This is a genomic window from Chryseobacterium sp. SIMBA_038 (assembly GCF_046535115.1).
GTDB lineage: Bacteria > Bacteroidota > Bacteroidia > Flavobacteriales > Weeksellaceae > Chryseobacterium.
This window is the reverse complement of sequence record NZ_JAWRXH010000002.1, coordinates 317,449-336,174: the sequence shown is the minus strand read 5'-3', so window position 1 is coordinate 336,174 and position 18,726 is coordinate 317,449. Positions and strand designations below refer to the sequence as shown.

General features: G+C 34.2%; 23 protein-coding genes. 19 read left to right on the top strand and 4 right to left on the bottom strand.

Annotation, left to right across the window (positions count from 1 at the left end; translation table 11 throughout):
• Nucleotides 1–41 precede the first annotated feature (41 nt).
• The 3 genes from SB689_RS07680 to SB689_RS07670 form a co-directional block, all read right to left on the bottom strand.
• On the bottom strand, nucleotides 42–425 hold the full coding sequence (locus tag SB689_RS07680; RefSeq protein WP_410691542.1) for a hypothetical protein: 384 nt from the start codon (nucleotides 423–425) through the stop codon (nucleotides 42–44).
• A 243-nt stretch (nucleotides 426–668) separates the two neighbouring features.
• A complete protein-coding gene (locus tag SB689_RS07675) occupies nucleotides 669–1,184 on the bottom strand; it encodes a hypothetical protein (protein WP_410691541.1) in 516 nt (171 codons plus the stop codon).
• Between the two features lie 71 nt (nucleotides 1,185–1,255).
• Nucleotides 1,256–1,639, bottom strand: coding sequence for a hypothetical protein (locus tag SB689_RS07670; protein ID WP_410691540.1), 384 nt, complete (start codon nucleotides 1,637–1,639; stop codon nucleotides 1,256–1,258).
• A 469-nt stretch (nucleotides 1,640–2,108) separates the two neighbouring features.
• Here SB689_RS07670 and SB689_RS07665 point away from each other — a divergent pair, with 469 nt between their 5' ends.
• The gene (locus tag SB689_RS07665) at nucleotides 2,109–2,411 is read left to right on the top strand and encodes a hypothetical protein (protein WP_410691539.1); all 303 of its coding nucleotides are present in this window, start codon (nucleotides 2,109–2,111) and stop codon (nucleotides 2,409–2,411) included.
• 42 nt (nucleotides 2,412–2,453) lie between these two features.
• The gene (locus SB689_RS07660; RefSeq protein WP_072410337.1) at nucleotides 2,454–2,684 is read left to right on the top strand and encodes a hypothetical protein; all 231 of its coding nucleotides are present in this window, start codon (nucleotides 2,454–2,456) and stop codon (nucleotides 2,682–2,684) included.
• 4 nt (nucleotides 2,685–2,688) lie between these two features.
• Here the strand turns inward: SB689_RS07660 and SB689_RS07655 are convergent, their stop codons facing one another.
• Entirely contained in the window at nucleotides 2,689–3,111 is a 423-nt protein-coding gene (locus SB689_RS07655) for a hypothetical protein (protein ID WP_410691538.1), read from the bottom strand.
• A gap of 286 nt (nucleotides 3,112–3,397) precedes the next feature.
• Here SB689_RS07655 and SB689_RS07650 point away from each other — a divergent pair, with 286 nt between their 5' ends.
• The 17 genes from SB689_RS07650 (at nucleotide 3,398) to SB689_RS07570 (ending at nucleotide 18,716) form a co-directional block, all read left to right on the top strand.
• Nucleotides 3,398–4,576, top strand: a complete 1,179-nt coding sequence (locus SB689_RS07650; protein WP_410691537.1) for a DUF2586 family protein — start codon at nucleotides 3,398–3,400, stop codon at nucleotides 4,574–4,576.
• 2 nt (nucleotides 4,577–4,578) lie between these two features.
• Nucleotides 4,579–5,013, top strand: a complete 435-nt coding sequence (locus SB689_RS07645; RefSeq protein ID WP_410691536.1) for a hypothetical protein — start codon at nucleotides 4,579–4,581, stop codon at nucleotides 5,011–5,013.
• Nucleotides 5,014–5,016: 3 nt separating this feature from the next.
• A complete protein-coding gene (locus SB689_RS07640) occupies nucleotides 5,017–5,340 on the top strand; it encodes a hypothetical protein (protein WP_123982225.1) in 324 nt (107 codons plus the stop codon).
• Nucleotides 5,341–5,411: 71 nt separating this feature from the next.
• Nucleotides 5,412–5,534, top strand: a complete 123-nt coding sequence (locus tag SB689_RS07635) for a hypothetical protein (RefSeq protein ID WP_262484307.1) — start codon at nucleotides 5,412–5,414, stop codon at nucleotides 5,532–5,534.
• 23 nt (nucleotides 5,535–5,557) lie between these two features.
• Nucleotides 5,558–7,642, top strand: coding sequence for a hypothetical protein (locus SB689_RS07630; protein WP_410691535.1), 2,085 nt, complete (start codon nucleotides 5,558–5,560; stop codon nucleotides 7,640–7,642).
• Between the two features lies 1 nt (nucleotide 7,643).
• Complete coding sequence (locus SB689_RS07625) at nucleotides 7,644–8,288, top strand: DUF6046 domain-containing protein (protein ID WP_410691534.1); 645 nt, start codon at nucleotides 7,644–7,646, stop codon at nucleotides 8,286–8,288.
• Nucleotides 8,272–9,249 carry a hypothetical protein gene (locus SB689_RS07620; protein WP_410691533.1) on the top strand — a complete coding sequence of 326 codons (978 nt, stop codon included), beginning with the start codon at nucleotides 8,272–8,274 and terminating at the stop codon, nucleotides 9,247–9,249. Before SB689_RS07625 ends, SB689_RS07620 begins: the two co-directional genes overlap by 17 nt.
• Nucleotides 9,246–9,722, top strand: coding sequence for a hypothetical protein (locus SB689_RS07615; RefSeq protein WP_410691532.1), 477 nt, complete (start codon nucleotides 9,246–9,248; stop codon nucleotides 9,720–9,722). The genes SB689_RS07620 and SB689_RS07615 overlap by 4 nt, the downstream gene beginning before the upstream one ends.
• 3 nt (nucleotides 9,723–9,725) lie before the next feature.
• The gene (locus SB689_RS07610) at nucleotides 9,726–9,929 is read left to right on the top strand and encodes a hypothetical protein (protein ID WP_410691531.1); all 204 of its coding nucleotides are present in this window, start codon (nucleotides 9,726–9,728) and stop codon (nucleotides 9,927–9,929) included.
• A 1-nt stretch (nucleotide 9,930) separates the two neighbouring features.
• Entirely contained in the window at nucleotides 9,931–10,212 is a 282-nt protein-coding gene (locus SB689_RS07605; protein WP_410691530.1) for a hypothetical protein, read from the top strand.
• Nucleotides 10,196–10,501, top strand: a complete 306-nt coding sequence (locus tag SB689_RS07600) for a hypothetical protein (protein WP_410691529.1) — start codon at nucleotides 10,196–10,198, stop codon at nucleotides 10,499–10,501. Before SB689_RS07605 ends, SB689_RS07600 begins: the two co-directional genes overlap by 17 nt.
• Nucleotides 10,501–11,427, top strand: a complete 927-nt coding sequence (locus tag SB689_RS07595) for a nucleotidyltransferase (RefSeq protein WP_410691528.1) — start codon at nucleotides 10,501–10,503, stop codon at nucleotides 11,425–11,427. The genes SB689_RS07600 and SB689_RS07595 overlap by 1 nt, the downstream gene beginning before the upstream one ends.
• Entirely contained in the window at nucleotides 11,417–11,875 is a 459-nt protein-coding gene (locus SB689_RS07590; RefSeq protein WP_410691527.1) for a hypothetical protein, read from the top strand. The genes SB689_RS07595 and SB689_RS07590 overlap by 11 nt, the downstream gene beginning before the upstream one ends.
• Nucleotides 11,875–12,669 (top strand): hypothetical protein, encoded by a 795-nt coding sequence (locus tag SB689_RS07585; RefSeq protein ID WP_410691526.1) that lies wholly within the window; start codon nucleotides 11,875–11,877, stop codon nucleotides 12,667–12,669. The genes SB689_RS07590 and SB689_RS07585 overlap by 1 nt, the downstream gene beginning before the upstream one ends.
• A gap of 5 nt (nucleotides 12,670–12,674) precedes the next feature.
• Nucleotides 12,675–14,303 carry a hypothetical protein gene (locus SB689_RS07580; RefSeq protein ID WP_410691525.1) on the top strand — a complete coding sequence of 543 codons (1,629 nt, stop codon included), beginning with the start codon at nucleotides 12,675–12,677 and terminating at the stop codon, nucleotides 14,301–14,303.
• Between the two features lie 133 nt (nucleotides 14,304–14,436).
• Nucleotides 14,437–16,152, top strand: coding sequence for a hypothetical protein (locus tag SB689_RS07575; protein WP_410691524.1), 1,716 nt, complete (start codon nucleotides 14,437–14,439; stop codon nucleotides 16,150–16,152).
• Between the two features lie 704 nt (nucleotides 16,153–16,856).
• A complete protein-coding gene (locus SB689_RS07570) occupies nucleotides 16,857–18,716 on the top strand; it encodes a T9SS type A sorting domain-containing protein (RefSeq protein ID WP_410691523.1) in 1,860 nt (619 codons plus the stop codon).
• The last annotated feature ends 10 nt before the right edge of the window (nucleotides 18,717–18,726 follow it).

Sequence of the window (18,726 nt, the reverse complement as noted above, 5' to 3'; positions counted from 1 at the left end):
ACTTTCTGAATTAATGTAAAACGCTTGATGTGATTGATAAATTAATTTTCAGATTTAATTTTCTTCTGAATCTCATTATACTTTTCGAAGTATATCTTTTGGGCTAACGAAATTGCTTGTTCTTTGCTATTGGAAGTTCTTGAAGCAAGTTCCTGCTCAGAAATTCCGTTTGCGGAGATTAATTTTTTTGAAGCTAAATAAAGGATCTCTTTACTTCTGTCATTAAGCTCTGTGGAATTCCTGTTTTGTGCTTTCTCTTCTGGAGTAGAAAGGTTTTCCGGGTTCATAAGACTTTTCATGGCTTTGTCGAAGTTTACCATTTCATCAGATTTCATACTTTCAACATTGTTCACTGCCATATTTTCAGTTGAACAAGAAAGCATACAAAATCCGCATAGTACCAGCGATAAAATTTGTTTTTTCATAATTATTTTTGATTTTGTTTAACGAGTCTAAAATTAATATATTTTTCATCAAATGGTGATATTTTGCGATTATTTTTTTAAATAAATTATTAATAACCTTAAAATTTTACATTTGGTGTAAAGAGTGTGTAGATAAGAGGTACGATAAAACTTGACGTATTTTTTATAAATATTATTTCGTTGAAATGGTATTAAAAAGAATAGGTTACTCAATCGAGCAACCTTTTTTTGTGTGAATTAATATTAAATATCTTTTACAATGAGTGTCGTCTCATTTGTTGTAGGATCGTAATACCATTTGGCTTCTGTCAGTACACCATGTACGTAGTCGGTGTTAGAACTCCAGCTGCAAAAATTTTCACCCATCGGAAAATCAGGATCGGGAGTTCCATTATTTGTTCCGGCATATCTTGTCTGGAACCAATAGAAATGCCAGCGTGTGAGATTTCCCATTGTGATAAATAATCCCGAAGGTACGGTCTGATTTGTACTTCCTCCACTTGTAGAGGTTCCTACTGACCATACGTTAATTGGCGGATAGCTTAAATTACTTGTATTAAATGATTTTATATCCACCAAAGTTCCTGCGGGAACATTATAAGAAGTAAAAACCGTTGGAAGGCAGTTTGATGAACTTGGTGCATTAGCAAATAACCTGCCTATAAGATCATAACTGGAATAATTGTAAATATGCAAAGGACCTTGCGCGAAACTTGTAAAACCTAAGAATAATGCAACAAAATATATTAGTTTTTTCATATAAATAAATTTAATAATTATTGATGTTTTACCTTCTTAACTAATGTAAAACGCTTGATGTGATTGATAAATTAATTTTCAGATTTAATTTTTTTCTGAATGTCATTATACTTTTCGAAGTATATCTTTTGGGCTAGCGAAATTGCTTGTTCTCTGCTGTTAGAAGTTCTCGAAGCGAGTTCCTGTTCAGAAATTCCGTTTGCAGAGATTAATTTTTTTGAAGCTAAATAAAGGATCTCTTTACTTCTGTCATTAAGCTCTGTAGAATTCCCATTTTTGGCTTTCTCCTCTGGATTAGACAGGTTTTCCGGGTTCATAAGACTTTTCATGGCTTTGTCGAAGTTTACCATTTCATCAGATTTCATACTTTCAACATTGTTCACTGCCATATTCTCAGTTGAACAGGAAAGTATGCATAATCCACATAGTACCAACGATAAAATTTGTTTTTTCATAATTATTTTTGATTTTGTTTAACAAGTCTAAAATTAATATATTTTTCATCAAATGGTGATATTTTGTGATTGTTTTTTCAAATAAATTCATGATAATATTAAAATTTTGCTTTTTTACAAGATGAATCTTCGTGGAAATGATTTGGTTTAATTACAATTTATGCACTTGAAAGTCATATTTCATGGTTCAATAAAATCAAAATAAATTTTTGCTTATAGAAATTAATTGATGACCAGTATTTTAGGTGAAATTTGCCTATTTATTTTAAATTAATGTTGAAATTTTTTTAAAAGCGTCAAGTTTTGACGCTTTCCATATTCATCTTTGCTTCAAGAAAAACACGAGGTCTTATACACAGAATAGATGAAAACAGAAATTAATACAATTCTGAAAATTCCTATTAAAAAATAAACAAAGCATCTCACAAATTACCTTACCAACACAATATTAATTTGAATTTAAAACAAAATGGAAATCATTAATTATGAAAATTCTACCCTTGCTTTAGACAGTATTTATAACGTCTTAAGCTGGTACGACAGGGTATCGTTACATACCTATATGCAGGGAAAAACTTTAGTAACAGAAAAAGCGACAAAACTTTTAAAATTTGTAAAAAAAATCGAATGGTATTCTCCAAAGATGAGGTACAATCAAAATAACGCCTTAGAATATTATGATCCTAAAACCGAAAATTGGTTGCTCGCTTCACAATATATTAAAAATCATCCGAGATTAACCACTCAAATACAGGAATACCTGAATCATTAATTCTTATAAACTAAAAACCTAGTTATCAAAAAAAATATAAATATGAAAGGCACAAAACAATCTTTGGGAGCGCAGAGAAATAAATTACTTCGATATCAGCAGGTGATGGATGAATTTAACAAACACGACTGCAGATATACTCCTATTACCGTTATCTGGAGGGAGTTTATCTATCCGAAGTTTCACATCAGCAGAGATACACTGTATCGTATTCTAAATACTCCAATAGAAGAGGAGCTTGAAAAAACAAACGCTCCTCATTCTTTTTCCTGATTAATTAAACATTAGTTACTTCAAAAGTATAGATTACTTTATACACAACCATTCCATTCATGCGTTTTAAACGTTTATAATTCTTCCTTTTAAGAACGGAACAATTTTCAGCAGGGGAATAACCGTGTAATAAAGTATGTACTTTTTCCATAAGATCATGCTCTTTCCAGCTTTCAGCGGGCGTATCCAGTCTTGGATTTGCGATATTGAGTTTCAGTCTAAATATTCCGGTCTGCCTGTTTTTAGGTGTTTTCGTTTGGTCTCTACCGAGGTCATTATAAAACCCTCTTGATAGATTAAATAGGCAGCAAGGCCAAGTCATGGTCACTTCCGGATTTGCATTTAATTGTCCCCAATCTTCTCCGATATAATTGAATTCTGTGATGGTGGAAAGGCGAGTCTGAATACTCTCTAAAATTGTCTTCATAATATATATGTATTGTTTTGAATGATGCAAAGCTCTGCTAATTTGATTCGGGATAAAATATTGAATATGAGAATCGTACAGCTACGTAAGAACGTCTTACAGATGTGTCTGCAAATCTGACAACTCTTTCCATATGAAGATTTAACGTCGCAACTTTGCCTCAGAAAACAAGAGATAATTATCAAAATTTAAATTTTTAAAAATGCTCAAATTTCAAAACGCAACTCAAAATAAGTTGCACAATTCTGTAAAAAATAATTTTAAAAAACTCGTAAAAACAAAGTAAATGAACGGAGTAAAATTTGTAAGAGAAAATGGAGGTCTAAACAGATTATTATCTGGTGAAGATCACATTTCAGGATTAGTAGTTGTCGGCGAAGAGGCTCTTGAAAGCCAATTAATACTATCAGTTGAAGAACTGGCCGAAAAAGGAATCACGGTTGAAGATATGCCGGTTACCTTTTATCAGATCAGTGAATTTTTCAGGATCAACCCGGGAGCAAAATTGTACGTAAAAGGAGTAGCGACTTCCGATGGAACGTACTCAGAAGTAAAACAGTTGCAAAATTTTGCTGAAGGTAAATTGAGAAGAGTTGCTGTATGTGATTTTAAAAGAGCGGCATCAACACTTGGTGCGGCGGTAGGAACTCTTAACCAGGTTGCAAAAGATCTAAGAGCGCTGAACATTCCTTTAAGCACATTCTTATCTGTGAAAGTGACGGCTCAGGATATGACGGCATTACCATCTTTACATACACTGAATGCTGAAAATGTAAGTGTAGTATTAGGTCAGGATATGGGAGGTTTAGGACGTTTCTTATCAGGAGCAAACCCTTCTTTAAGCGCAATCGGAGCTGTATTGGGAGCAAGTTCAAAAGCAAAAGTACATGAATCTATTGCTTGGGTAGAAAAGCAAAATCTGGTTTCTGCAGCGTATTCAAAATTATTGGCTGATAATAATGAATTGGCAAGAGAGATGGATGTTTTAGGATTCTGTGACGGATCTTTATTAAGCGCTTATACACCTGAGCAAATTCAGGCAATGAATGAGAAAGGATACATTTTCGGTATCAAATATGCAGGTCAGGCGGGATCTTATTTCAATGACAGCTTTACAGCAACTACAATGGATGATGATTTTGCCTATATCGAAAACAACACAACTGTTGATAAGGCGATCAGAGAGATCAATAGAGTTTTAACACCAAAAATTTCTTCACCTGTATACATCGATCCAGATACCGGATTCCTAGAAAATTCATCTGTATCTGCTCTAGAAGCATTATGTGATGACGTTCTTGACCAGATGGTGAGAGACGGAGAAATCAGCGGGTATAAAGTGTACATCAACCCTGCGCAACAAATCTTGAGAGACTCAAAACTTGAGGTTGTATTAAAAATTGTTCCTGTAGGAACGCTAAGAGAAATTACTGTAAAAATAGGTTTAACATTAACAACTAACTAAAAATGGCATTAGAATTAGAACCATTAATCAATGGAAGAGAATACGGCTGGAGTGATATCGTAGTAAATATTGGCGGAGTGCCGGTAACAGGTATCAGAGCTGTAAAATATGAAGAGGAACAGGAAAAGGAAAATATTTATGGTGCAGGCAGAAACCCCGTAAGCAGAGGTTACGGAAGGGTAAAAGCTACAGCATCTATCACATTACTTTCGGGGACACTTTTCGCCCTGAAATCTAAAGCTCCCAAAGGACAGCTTCACAGAATCGCACCATTTACTGTTGTGGTAAGCTACCAACCGGAAGTGGGCCCTGTTGTAACTCACTTATTAAAAAATGCAGAATTCAAGAAAACAGCTTTTGACTGGAAAGAAGGAGACATGAGCAAAGAAGTAGAATTAGAACTTTTAATCTCTCACATCGTAGATAAATCTTTATAAAAAATGAGTACAGAAAAATTAATTTGCGGGCTTACAGAAGCTCAAATCACCGAATTAAAAGCCCAACACGGGCTTTTAATTGAGGGAACAGTGAAACAAGGCGATAACGAATACAAGGCTATTTTCAAAGAGCCCAATTTTAAAACACTGGAAGCAACCGGTGCTATCGCAAAAAACAATGAAATCAAAGGAACAAAAGCCCTTTTCGACAATTGTATTGTTGCTGCGGATGACGCTATCAAACAAAGAGATTTTCTTCAGTTGAAAGCGGTTGAGTGTGTAGCCAATCATATGAATTCTTTTAGTGTTTCAGTAAAAAACTTATAAGCTCGCTAAATGGCGAGCAAAGTGAATACGAACGCTGGAAAGGTGACGCTCTTATACGATCCAATTTTCATATGGATCCCGAAGAGCTGAAACTTTCTCAATGGGCAAAACTTTACGCACAAGCTATGTGGCTGGAAAAATGGAAATTAGAAAATCAGGCTGAAATTTTAAGCAGCCTGTTTGGTAAAGAATAATAAAAAGAATTTATGATAAAAAAATGGATACAATATTTAATTTAGAGTTATTACGGAGCGTATATGTTTTTAAGGACTTAAATAGTTCTATTAAAGATGTTAACACTTCTCTTGAAAAAACTACAAGCAGCATTCGGTCTTTATCTGATTCTTTTTCTTCTTTTACCAAATCTTCTATTGAAAAAGTAAAAGATCTGTCGAAAGAGTTTAAAGATCTTACTAGTAGTATAGCTCAACCTCAAGTTGCTACAATATCTTTTGATACTTCAGGAGCTATGAATGAGTTTTCAAAAATCAGTTCAATGGCTCAAAACTTTTCTGAACTGTCGTATAAAGAAACTATTAGCCAATCTGCAAAAATCCTCAGACCTACTTCTGAAGAAAAAGGAGAAGAGAAAGAACAATCTCTTTTTGATAAAATTATAGATGTCATTAATAAGCTGGGAGAAGCTTCAGAATCAATAGGTAAAGTTCTGGATCTTATAGAAAGGATCACCGGAAAAAGGAAAGATAAAGATTCTTCATCTGGTTCCGGAGGCGGAGCGGAGCTTATACCGGCTATTGGAGAAAGTATTGGAGCTTTAATACAGAGAGCTTTACCGAAATTAAGAACTGTATTTACAGCAATGAGAGCCGGATTATCTGGTGTCATGGCTTCAATTACAGAAATCGGAATGGCATTATTAGCTATTCCCGGAATTGGAGAAATTATTCTGGTGGTAGCGGCAGTTGTTGCTTTGGTAATTGCAATTAAACAGCTTTGGGAACATTCAAAACGTTTCAGAGAAATGATTGGATATATAGAAGGAGCAGGAAAAGCGGTCTTCCATAATATCGGTATTTATGCAACAAGGCTTTGGGAATTAGCAATAAAACCTCTTATAGAAAATGTAGTTTCAGGTTTCATTGAACTTTTTTCATTCGTTGGAGCTGTTGCTAAAGCAGCATGGTCAGGTATTGTTACAGCTTTTAATGTTGCTGTTTTAGCACTTAAAATGGCTTGGGCAGGAATTGTTTTGGCGGTTAAAACCGCAGTTTCAACAATTACAACTACAGCAAAAGCAGCCTGGTCTGGGATTGTTTTGGCCTTTAATATTGTTGTTTTATCATTGAAAGCAACATGGAACGGATTTGTTACAGGTTTTAAAATAGCTATTTCAGCTATAGTAAATACTGCAAAAGCAGCTTGGTCTGGGATTGTTATGGCTTTTAATATTGTTGTTTTAGCATTTAAAGCTGGATGGAATAAAATTATTTCCGGCTTCCAATCAGTGTTTACTGCTATCGGAGGTCTTGCTGAAGCTGTTTGGTCTGGGATCGTCTCAGTCTTTAGCAGTGTCTGGAAATTCATTGTATCTCTTTTTAAAAGTGTTGTTATGGTATTCAAAACAATATGGGGTGCAATTGTTTCAGTATTTAAAGGCATTTGGAGCGTTATTGTCGGCGTTTGGTCCGGAATGACAGAGATTTTCTCAAAATTCAAAGCCTGGATTTATGATTCTATCTTAAACCCAATTATAGAAGCATTTAGCGGTGTCTGGACATGGATTACCGGACTTATCGACAAGATTATCAGTCGTCTTAGCAGCTTATTCGAACCTGTGAAAAAATTATTAAGGGAGATATTTTCGTCAGAAGGTACTGTCAATATAAATGAAGGAGGAGAAAAAGGAGCTAAAAGAAGAGGCGATGAATTTGATGCTGAAAAGCTGAGAGATAAAATTGAAGAAGATAGAAAAAAAGCTGACGAAAAAGGAGAGAAGGGGAAAGCTGGAAACGGTAAACCTAAATCAAGCGATGCTTTTGGAGGAGAAATTTTTAGTAGTAAACATGAAAGACAATTGGATTTCAAAAACTTTGGAGCTTCTGCTTTGAGCAACGTTCAGTCTAGAAATTCCGCCTTTGGAGGAAAAGGAAGCATGAGCGGAGATGCCGGAATGGGCGGACAAAAATCTGTAGGAAACCTTAACATCACAAAACTAATTGAGAACATGAATATCTACAACCAAAACAGTACGATGAGTAAAGATGCAATCATCCAAATGGTAAGAGAAGCATTATTAACGGCGGTTGCAGATTTTACATTGGCTCAAAAAGACACTTATTAATATGGAAAAGTCAAAATCATTTCAGTTTCCACCATTGGAACAAACGGTTAAAAGTGCAGGCGTAAATCTGGCCTATAAATTTGGGATGCAGACTTCAAAACCCCTTGTACCAAAAGATAAAATGGAACCTTATTTTAGCGAAATTTCTGATAATATGGGAGTTCCTACATTATCCAATCTTATTATTACAAATAAAGCAAAAGATACATTTGAGTTTGTAGACTGCATCATTACAATAAATCAGGAAAAAAATATTGTAACGACTCCTTTACAAGGTAGAGACGGAACTATTAAAGAATATATAAGTAAAGGTGATTTTAATATAAGCATCATGGTTGGTATTGTAAATTATGAAGATATATACATTCCTAATATTATTTCCGGTTTAGGTACAGAGGTAACATACGCATCAGCTGAATATCCGCTGGATAGAATAAAAGAATTTCAGAAGATTCTGGAATCAGATGAAACATTGACTGTTCATTCAGAATTTTTATCAATTTTTAAAATATATTCTGCTGTTATTAAATCTTATTCTTTAGAACAGGAAACCTTTGGTAACAGACAGAGCATCAAGATAGAAATGTTGTCTGATTATCCTTACGAAATACAATTAAAAGAGCAGAAAGATGTTGAAGCTAAGTAGTAAGATTACAATAGAGGGAAAAAGAACCTGGGAATTTTATTCTGTCAATAATTGTTCTATTGTTCAGGATATTACCAGTCTTACAGATACCTGTGAGCTTACTTTACCTAAAAAAATAGTTTGGCAGGGATTAGTGAACGACAATTTCAAAACTCCACTTAAAAGAGGCGACAAAGTAACGGTTGAGCTAGGATATGACGGAAAACTGAAAACCAGATTTACCGGATTTATCAAAACAGTAGATGCCAAAACACCGGTTGTCATAAAATGTGAAGACAGTATGTTTCTTTTAAAACAAAAAAAAGTAACTCCAAAAGCTTTTAAAAAGGCTCTGTTAAAGGATGTTATTAAATATATATTAGAAGGAACGGGAATCGATTTTAAATTGGTTGATGATACCCTGAAAGTAGGAAATTACAGAACCTCAAAGCCAACCATCGCCGATGAACTGCAGGAATTGAAGGAGAAATATATGCTTAATTCTTATTTCAGAACAATTGACGGGGAAAATGTTTTGTATGTAGGATTGATTTATCCTTTGGATAATCGTGAAAAATACAAATTCGTTTACGGAAAAAATATTATTTCCGAAAGCTTTGAATATCAGGATCGGGAAGAAATTAAGGCTAAAGTTGAGGCTATAAGTTTCGACGCCAAGCATGTGAAGAAGACTGTAGAATTGGGAGACAAAGATGGAGACGTTATTAAGATAAGAATTGACGGATTAACAGAAGCGGAACTCAAAAAATATGCACAGGAATCGCTGGACAGATATAAACAGGGAGGTTTAAAAGGATCTTTTGAAACCTTCGGCCAGCCTGAAGTCAATACATGTGATATCGTTGAAATATTTCCCAGCGAAGAAAAGAACGGAGTTTATTTAATTAAAAAAAATGAGATCTCATTCGGAATCAATGGCTATCGCCAGAAAATCGAATTGGGACAGCCATTATCACCATGAAAGATATAATTCAGGCCTTGGCCGCTACAGGAGATGAGGTATACGCAAAGATTTGCGAAGTACTGGAGATAGATGATGATAGTAAAACTGCAGATCTGAGACCTTTAGACGGATCTGCAGACATCCTGGATGCCTACCTGGTAACTGATGACGCAAACGGATCAATGTATCTTGAGCCCGCCAAGGGCTCTTTAGTTTGCGTTGTCTTTATCAGTAAGCAGATTGCATGTGTTGTGAATCCTTCTGAGCTTAAACAGTTTAGAGTTAAAATTAAAGGAGTTGAATTTCAAATGGATAAGGAAGGTTTTTTACTCAAAAAAGAATCCGAAACTTTAAAAGCATTAATGACAGATCTTATCAAAGAGATCCGAATGATGAAGTTCACCACCAATACCGGAAGCACAATACAGCTTATTAACGAACCGCAATTATTAACCATTGAAAACAGATTTGCAAAATTTTTAAAAGATTAAAAAATGGCTATTTCAGAACAAAGACTTAAACAAACCATAAAAGAGGCAATGGAAACATGTCAGCTTGAAGAAAACGATCCCAATGGTTCTCTTGATAAAATAGCCGGAGCAATTGCAAAAGCTGTCATTGATGAATTAAAAGCGGCGATCGTTACAGGCACATGTCCTTCCGGCGGAGGCCCATTAACTCTAGGAAAAATAACATAAGATGAAGGATTTTATTTTAGAAGATTATGATCTAAACATATCAGGAGGAGATTTTGAGATTGGCGAAAGCGACTCTCAAACCGTAGAATTTGTATTGATGAGCAAACAGGGCGAATGGAAACAGTATCCCGAAACGGGATGCGATATAGCAAAAGCTCAGTTTGGAAGCATCAATGTACTATTGGATCGTAATATCAGGGTACAGATGCAGGCAGACGGATTCAATATAGAAAAATTGAAAATAATAGAAACAGGAATAGAAATTAATGGAAAATACAGCTGATTTTAAAGTATACGATCAACAGATCTGGGAAGACATTTCTATCTATCTGTACGGAAAAGTAGATTATGCAATGGACTTGGCAGTATTGAACGGAAGTTCTGTTACCGACGATATTATGCCCGGAAAAACGATCAAAATATTTACAGATAAAGAACTTAATAGGTTGGTTCTGTATAGTTTGCAGAGTAACAACTCTATTCCGGCCACTGCGGTAGACGTTTCACAGATGGTCGTTGAGCCCGAAGGCATCGGATATTGGATAATCAAGAAAAACTTTATAGTAAAATAATGGCACGTAAAATAGAAGAAATACAACAAAGCATCCTTTTTGCCAAAAACACAGAAAAGGCATTACAGGATCTTACAACAAATAGTAAAACGGCTATCTGGCAACTTTGGATCTATATCGTATCTGTTGCTATCTGGACTCTCGAAACACTTTTTGATAAACATAAAGCTGAGGTTAATGATGCATTGGCTCAATTAAAACCACACTCTCCAAGATGGTATCGCAACAAAGCATTGGCATTTCAGGATGGTTTTGATTTAATTGAGGACAGTGATATTTTCCGAGATGATTATTATGTTGTTCAAACAGATTCCTGGGTAAAAGCAACGGAAGAGCAGATAGCAAATTCAAAGATCATAAAATACTCTGCAGTCACGGAATCTAGCGTTGAAAGTAGATTAATTATCAAGATCGCGACAGAAAAAGACAATGAACTGAGCCCGATTTCAAATGACAAGAAAACGAATTTCGAAAAATATATTAATGAAATTAAAGATGCCGGAGTTAGAGTTACGGTTGTGAATTATGAACCGGATATCTTAAAACTTCAATTAAAAATATATCGAAATCCTCTCGTATTAGACGAAAACGGAACCCTTGTATTAACTGGTGGAGGCAGTAACCCTGTAAAAGATGCCATTAGACAATACATGAAGGATCTTCCTTTTAATGGAGAGTTGATTTTAGCTCATTTGGTTGATAAGTTACAGAAAATTGAAGGAGTAGAAATCCCTCATATTGTAGGAGCTTCCACGAGATGGATAGATTCAACTTCAGGAGTTTATGGGAATTTCACAGGAGTAGATGTCAAGAAAATACCTAGCTCAGGATATTTCAAAGTAGTATTCGAAGATGAGCTGAATCCAGATGATCCGGAATATCCAGAAAAATATGATAACTCAAGCACAATAGAATATGTGGTATAATGTAGATTTTGAAAAATTACCTGTCCGCTTTTTACCAACATTTTTACGTAAAGAGAAAATGGTAGCTTGGGTAAAGTCATTGTGTTATCCAATTGAAGAACTATATATTTTATGGAGTGCTAACCGTACCGATAATTTATATAAACTTGGACATAATGGGCAGATCTGTTATCTACGCGGAGCTCTAAATTTTAAATTTGATACTGAAAAAAAACGTATCAGAATTGTGGAGGGAAACCAATATAAGTATCAATATATTTATTTGGATAACATCCAGCCACGATTTTTAGGGACAATGTTTCTTTATCAGGATTCAGATTACGGAGACACGGGAGTAGATTTTATTGTAGAAGTTCCGGATGGATTAATCTACGATGACTACTCGATGAGAACAATGATAAATTTTTATAAACTGGCGTCTAAACGCTATAAAATTCAGAAATACTGATGAATAAATTTGATTTTAATCAGATAGGAGGATTTCCTCTTTCAACAAATATATTGGATGGCATGCAAACAGCTTATTCGTTGTTTAATGCCTTGGGCGAGATCGCGGGTAATTTTGCCATTATTTCAGGATGTAACATCAATGGAAGCACGGTTTCCGATGGGGTAGTATACATTAACGGTGAAGTATTGGCTTTTAAAGGAGGACTTTTAGGTAGTAATGTTATTATCTCGGAAGACCCGGAAAACAGAGTTTTCGAAAGTGGAGAAAGCAAGACGGTTCTACGTAAACGATTTGCTACTTTCGGATCAAGTGTGACAAACTATCCGTGGGCAGATTTCAAAAGAGTTTTCCCAACCGTACAGATACAAAGCTTTAAAGATAATTTTGAAGCCAGAATTGCAGCTCTTGAGAACAGACCATCACCAATTCCTGTCGGGATGATCGCTATTTGGAATAAACCGGCAACTACAGCAATTCCTACAGGTTGGCAGGAATGTACTGATCTTCGTGGGCGAGTTCCTGTGGGCTGGGATCCAAACGATAATCTTGATTTTGGTATTGTTGGTAAAGCAGATGGAGCAAAAACACATAAATTATTAGTGTCTGAAATGCCAAGTCATAGTCATACAGAAAGAGGACCGGGCAACGTAGGAGGTCACCCAGGCGGAAGTGCCGGATACGACAGACCTAACGGAGAGCAAACGAATAATACTTCAACCGTGGGAGGAAATCAGGCGCACAACAACCTTCAGCCTTACAGAGTTATTCGTTTCATTGAATTTATAGGATAAAAAGCATGAGTACAGATAAAACAATATTAAAAAGCTGGTTTGTTACAGGTGAAAAACCTACACAGGATCAGTTCTGGGCGTGGATGGAAAGCTACTATCATAAAAATGAACAACTTCCGATGAATGCTGTTTATGGGTTAGAGAATGTATTAGCTAATAAAGCCGAAGCTTCTTCTTTACAATACTTCGCCATTAAAGATGGAAGTAATATCACCAACATCGAAGATTGGAAAAACAAATTGGGAGTCGGAGATTTACCTCCAAATATTGCCACCAATGACGGAGAGGATAGCGCAGGAACACCCATTTCCGGAACGTCCTATACCAAAGATCAAAGTAATGAAAGATTTTATAGGAAAGTAGAATCTCAATATTTTAATTCCGACTATGTTCTTCTTGCGGATGGAACTCCAAAAGCAGCAGGAGATTTAGGTAAAAACATTGCTAATTCATCTCTTACTTCAATTGCAGGAGCAGGAATGACTTTAGGTTCTGCTTATACGTGGAATACGGCAGCTCAGAATTTCAATATTACAGGACTTGCCGATAAAGTAAATGAATCTTCTTTTACGAATATGTTGGTTCAGAATAACTCCGGACAACTAGCGTATGCAAATCTTACTCAGTTATTTATGAAGCTCCCTGAGTATATGACTGTAACACAGAGAAATGACTGGATCTCCAAAATGAATGTAGATATTGCCAATACTTATTTACAGCTGATTACTGTAATTGACGGAAATTTCATCAACGGAACTCAAGATCATGTTGTTACAATTTATGGATTGAATATCAATAAATTACAAGGTTTAGATCAAGTAACTATGGAACTGATTGGTCCCGACGGAAATCCTGTTCCGGATAATATGTTTGATGTTACTTCTTACTCTGTAAACAGTAATAGCGAATTGGCTGTAAGTTTTCATTTCGAACCTTCTTACACATTTATGACCGGAGAATATACCTTAAAAGTTATTCGAAAGCTTATTATTCTTGGGGAAGTAGGTATTACAGCTTATAATAGCTTTACAGATGAGGTAATTCCGGATAATGAGTTTATATTAACAAATAACGGGATGTCAACTGCAACTTATACAGGAGGATCATTCACTGTATCTGGTGTTAATTCTGGAAATACGGCAAAAATAGTAAGTGCAAATCCACTTTCAACATCTTCAGATTATGATATACGATTTACTATCTCAGGAGTATTTACGGGACAAAATTCAGGTGCATCATTCTTAAACCGAGCAATTGTATTTGGAGCAGGACTGTCTCTGGATGGCACGAATGTTCACGTTGGAGCTGGTGGTGGAGTTCAAAGTGAGGGCCTTGGTTATATATATGGTAATGCACTTAGAATTATGACAGGAGCAGCTAACACCGTTGGATATACTGTTTATTCGGATTCGGGACAACAGCAGTCGGTAACAGTTAAAGTATCCTTACAAAAAAGAGGAAACAGGTACAAAACTATTTTATATAAAGCGTCTGATAATAGTTTGTTGTATGCAGGAACATTCAATAATTCTTCTGTAGATCCTTTAAAGATTTTAATCTCATTTACTAAAACGGGAGTTGGTTATGGTTTAACAACTGCTGCAACGGGAATAGCGAAGAGAATTTATATCTAAAATTTCATACAAAAATACCTAATCAATTAATCTGATTTAATTTTTATCATCCGTTGCTTAATCTGAAGTAGCGGGTGATAGATCTTACATTTTAATAAGAATAAAAAATCAGAGTATAACATAAATAAAAATCATGAGTACAGATAAAACAATATTAAAAAGCTGGTTCGTCACCGGAGAAAAACCCACACAGGATCAGTTCTGGGCTTGGATGGACAGCTACTATCACAAAAACGAACTTCTTTCCATGAATGCTGTTTATGGATTAGAGAACGCTTTGGCCAATAAAGCAGAAGCTTCATCTTTACAATATTTTGCCATTAAAGATGGAAGCAATATTACAAACATAGAAGATTGGAAAGATAAATTAAATATCAATCAATTAGAGGTAAAAAAAGCAAATAAGGATGCTTCAGAATTATCACAAGACAATATAACCGCTTGGAAAAGTGTGCTTAATGTAGGTGAATTACCCGACAATGTTGCTACCAATGATGGAGAAGATGATAACGGAGATCCAATTTCAGGAACATCTTACACCAAAGAACAAAGTGACGAAAAATATTATCAAAAAGTAGCTCCTCAATATTTTAATTCTAATTACGTTTTGCTTGCAGATGGAACCCCAAAAGCTGCGGGAGATCTGGGGAAAAATGTGGCTAACTCTTCCTTGACTTCCATTGCCGGAGCCGGACTTAATTTAGGAGCAGATTGGTCAATGAATACGGCAGGATTGCCATATTCGATTACGGGATTAAGCGATGTTTCAAATAATACTGCTTTCAACACATTATTGTCTCAAAATGCAGCCGGGCGTATCGGAAAAACAAATGGAAAACAACCTTTTTTAAACTTACCTTCAATACTTTCTGATGCAGAAAAAACAGCCTGGAAAACAGAAATGAACGGAGGCTGGACTACCAATATGATGAGTGTTGCCAATGTGTTTCCAAATGTAATTAAATCAGTTGATTACGGTATTTTTATTACTGTTAATGGAGCCAATCTAAATATTAGTCCTACTTCTGCTGTAATCAGTATTATTAATAATATTTCGGGAGTAGAAACAATTATTCCTAATTCGCAGATCACATATGGAGATCCCAACTTAATTTCTATTTGGTTTAAACCTAATACTTTTGCAGATGGTGAATATAGCATCAAAATATTTAATGGAGTTGCTACAGTCCAAACGAGTGGTCTTAACAATATTATGATTACCAGTAATGCTAATTCAGTTGACGTAAATGCGTTTGTATGGGATAAAATAGCTTATACGCAATCAGAAGTAGGGAATGTAATCCAGATTAATGGGGGTACGCTAGATTTCAAAACAAATGTAAATAATAAGCCTTTTGGAAATGATTTATCAGTTGTGTGTTCTGCAAAATCAAATCAAATATTTACAGGAACAGATAATTTTTCACTTAAAGGATATATTATTTTATCAGGAAGTATACACTTAATAGGAGGAGGTTTAATAGGATTAGTGAACGCTAACAATAGCAATAGCTTAACTATTGATGCTTTATCTTCTTTAAAAATTACCATTGAAGGTAATGATTGGGCTGATGTAAGAAAGTATCTAAATGAGCAAACATCAAGTCGTATTTACGAAATTCCAAATTTTAACCAAGTACGTGTAGATTTTGTCATTTCCAAAAGAAACAATATGGTTAGCATAAGCATAAATCATGGTACGGCCTATAACGACACTACTCAAATATATCAAACAATTCAAAAGGTAATTCCAGATAATACGCCTTTATCAATTGCCTTCAAAGGGCTTAATTCCAATAGCTCAGCAGTGGCGATAAAAGCAGTACTGGAAGAAGCATATAAGTTTTAAATTAAAAAAGAGCATAACCAAAAACTATTCTGTAATTAGTCTCAGTTTTGCTGGGACTTTTTACTGAAATTAAATTATAAAAAGAGCAAATATAAATTTTTAATACGACAAAACTTGACGCATTTTAAATATTTAATACTTTGAAAATTAATAATTTATATCTTGTGTTAAAGTCTCAATTAAACATAATATTCCATTTTAAAAGTTATAATTTTGTGTATTCAAATGTTCATTATTAAGTCATGTACGCTTTAGTAGATTGCAATAATTTTTTTGTTTCGTGTTATCAAAAGTTAAATGTAATCGCAAGTTAAATTTATTTAGCACTGTAAAATATTGAATTTCAATGTACCTTGTGATAACATTGTAAGGATAATATTATTGATACTTCATAGGAAGATTAAATTTGTGAGTTATTATTCCGTGCTAAATATATTTTTGTACTTAAACTTCTCTAACTAATTTTTTTAAATTTCCATGTATTAATAAATATTAAATTTTGTTAAAAAAAATATAAAAAAATATTGTTTTTAATAATCAAATTATTAGTTTTGCATGCAAAAACTTAATACGGTGAAAATTAATACTATAGGCTTAAATTTGACCTTATTTTCTAAAGGGCTTTGATATAGTCATCAAATTATAAATATCTCTATACTCTGAGATACATTTCTTTTTAATAAACAAAAAACTATAATCATCTTATGAGAAAAGCATTTACATTATTATTTGTTTTCTTAGAACTGTTTTTATTTTCCCAAACAACAATGTTTGGACCCGTTTCAGGGCTAGCTTTTAGAAAAAATAGTGTAAAACAAACTGTTCTACAGACTGATACTTTACAGGATCGTCTTATAAATTATCATCTTATTAAAGATAATTCTTCTCAGAATTTTTTCAAAAAGCTTAGTGTAAGCCTAAATCAACCAACTTTCTTTATGGTTGGAAATAAATTTGGAGGAACAGAAAATAAGGTCTATGCCAAAATCGGAAGTTCAGTCATAAGTAATCTTGGAATTACGGATTTTAGCGATTCTTTAAAAGTTACAAATCAGGAGATAAATTCTAAAATTTTAACATTTACTAAAAGGGATGTAAACAAAAGAATTAATCCCATCGTGTTTTTTAATAAAAGAACTGATAAAAAAATACTTATTCCTGAGGTTTTAGTATTTGATAATAATTTGTCTGATATAGATACTCAAAAAATTGAGACTTATTTATCAATAAAATATGGCATAACTATTAATAATATATCGGAAAAAAATTATATTTCTTCTAGTGATCAAATTTTATGGGATTCAAAGAAAAATAAAAATTATAATTTTCGAATTACTGGGATTGGAAGAGACGATGCTTTTGAATTATATCAAAAACAATCCACAAACTCTAATGAAGGAAATGTAACAGTAGCAATTGACAGTTTAAAGCTTACCAATAATTTTAATACCGGGACTATTGAAAATGGAAATTTTCTATTGTGGGGAGATAATAATCAGGCTTTAACATTTAAAGAAGCTGATTTGCTTTCGCAACATCCAGGGAAAGATATGTTGAGAATGTGGAAGATGCAGAATCGAAGTGGAAATGGACAAGTCCAGGTGACAAACATGTATGCGGTATTACCAGCTCAGCCTTCTGGTAATTCGATTAGATTAAGAGTATTTCAAAGTGAGACCGATTACCAAAATGACATATCTGCAAATATTACAGGTAAAAAAATAAATGATACACTGTATGTTTTTAAAGATATTCTTTGGGATGTTAATAAAGATGGGATTGACTATTTTACTTTTAGTTTAAATGATAATCAAAGTGATCTCAATATTCAATTAGCAAGCAACTGTGAAGATTTAGGAAATAATTTGATCAAAATTTCAGTACCCGCAAATATTATACCCTTCGATTACTCTTTACAAAGTTTGACAACAAATCAAATGGTAGTAAATATGACGCAGGGGACTAATAATCAATTAGTATTTAATAATTTAAATCCGGATAATTATAAGCTTGTCTTGAAGAAACAAGGGTATAATGATATTGTAAGAACATTTGATCTACAGGGTGTTGTTAATCAGAATATTGATACTAGTTACCTTTGGGAGGGTACACCGATTGAATTGGATTTGAATACAGGGTCTTTTCAATATGTACTTACACGGCCAAATGGTCAGACAACAACGATAGCACCTTACTTTCTTAATGGAACAGGAAATTACCAGCTTAAAATAAAAAACAAGCTTGGGTGTGAGGTTATTAAAAATTTAACGGTACTCAACCGTGCAGATTATGAGTCTCAACAGACGACTTCTTTATTTAAAAAAATTCAGGTGTCTCCCAACCCTTCCCGTGATGGTAATATCAGTATAAGAGTAGAATTGAAGTCTGCAAAACCATTAACTGTAAAAGTGTTCAACAGCATGGGGGTTTTGGTTAAGCAAGGGCAATATAATTCTGCATCAGAATTTACAATTCCTATGTCTATCCCACCTGTTGCAGGATATTATAGTATTAAAGTATTCATTCCTGAAGAAGGAAAAGGTGTCAATTTTATTATTTATTAAAAAAGCTAAC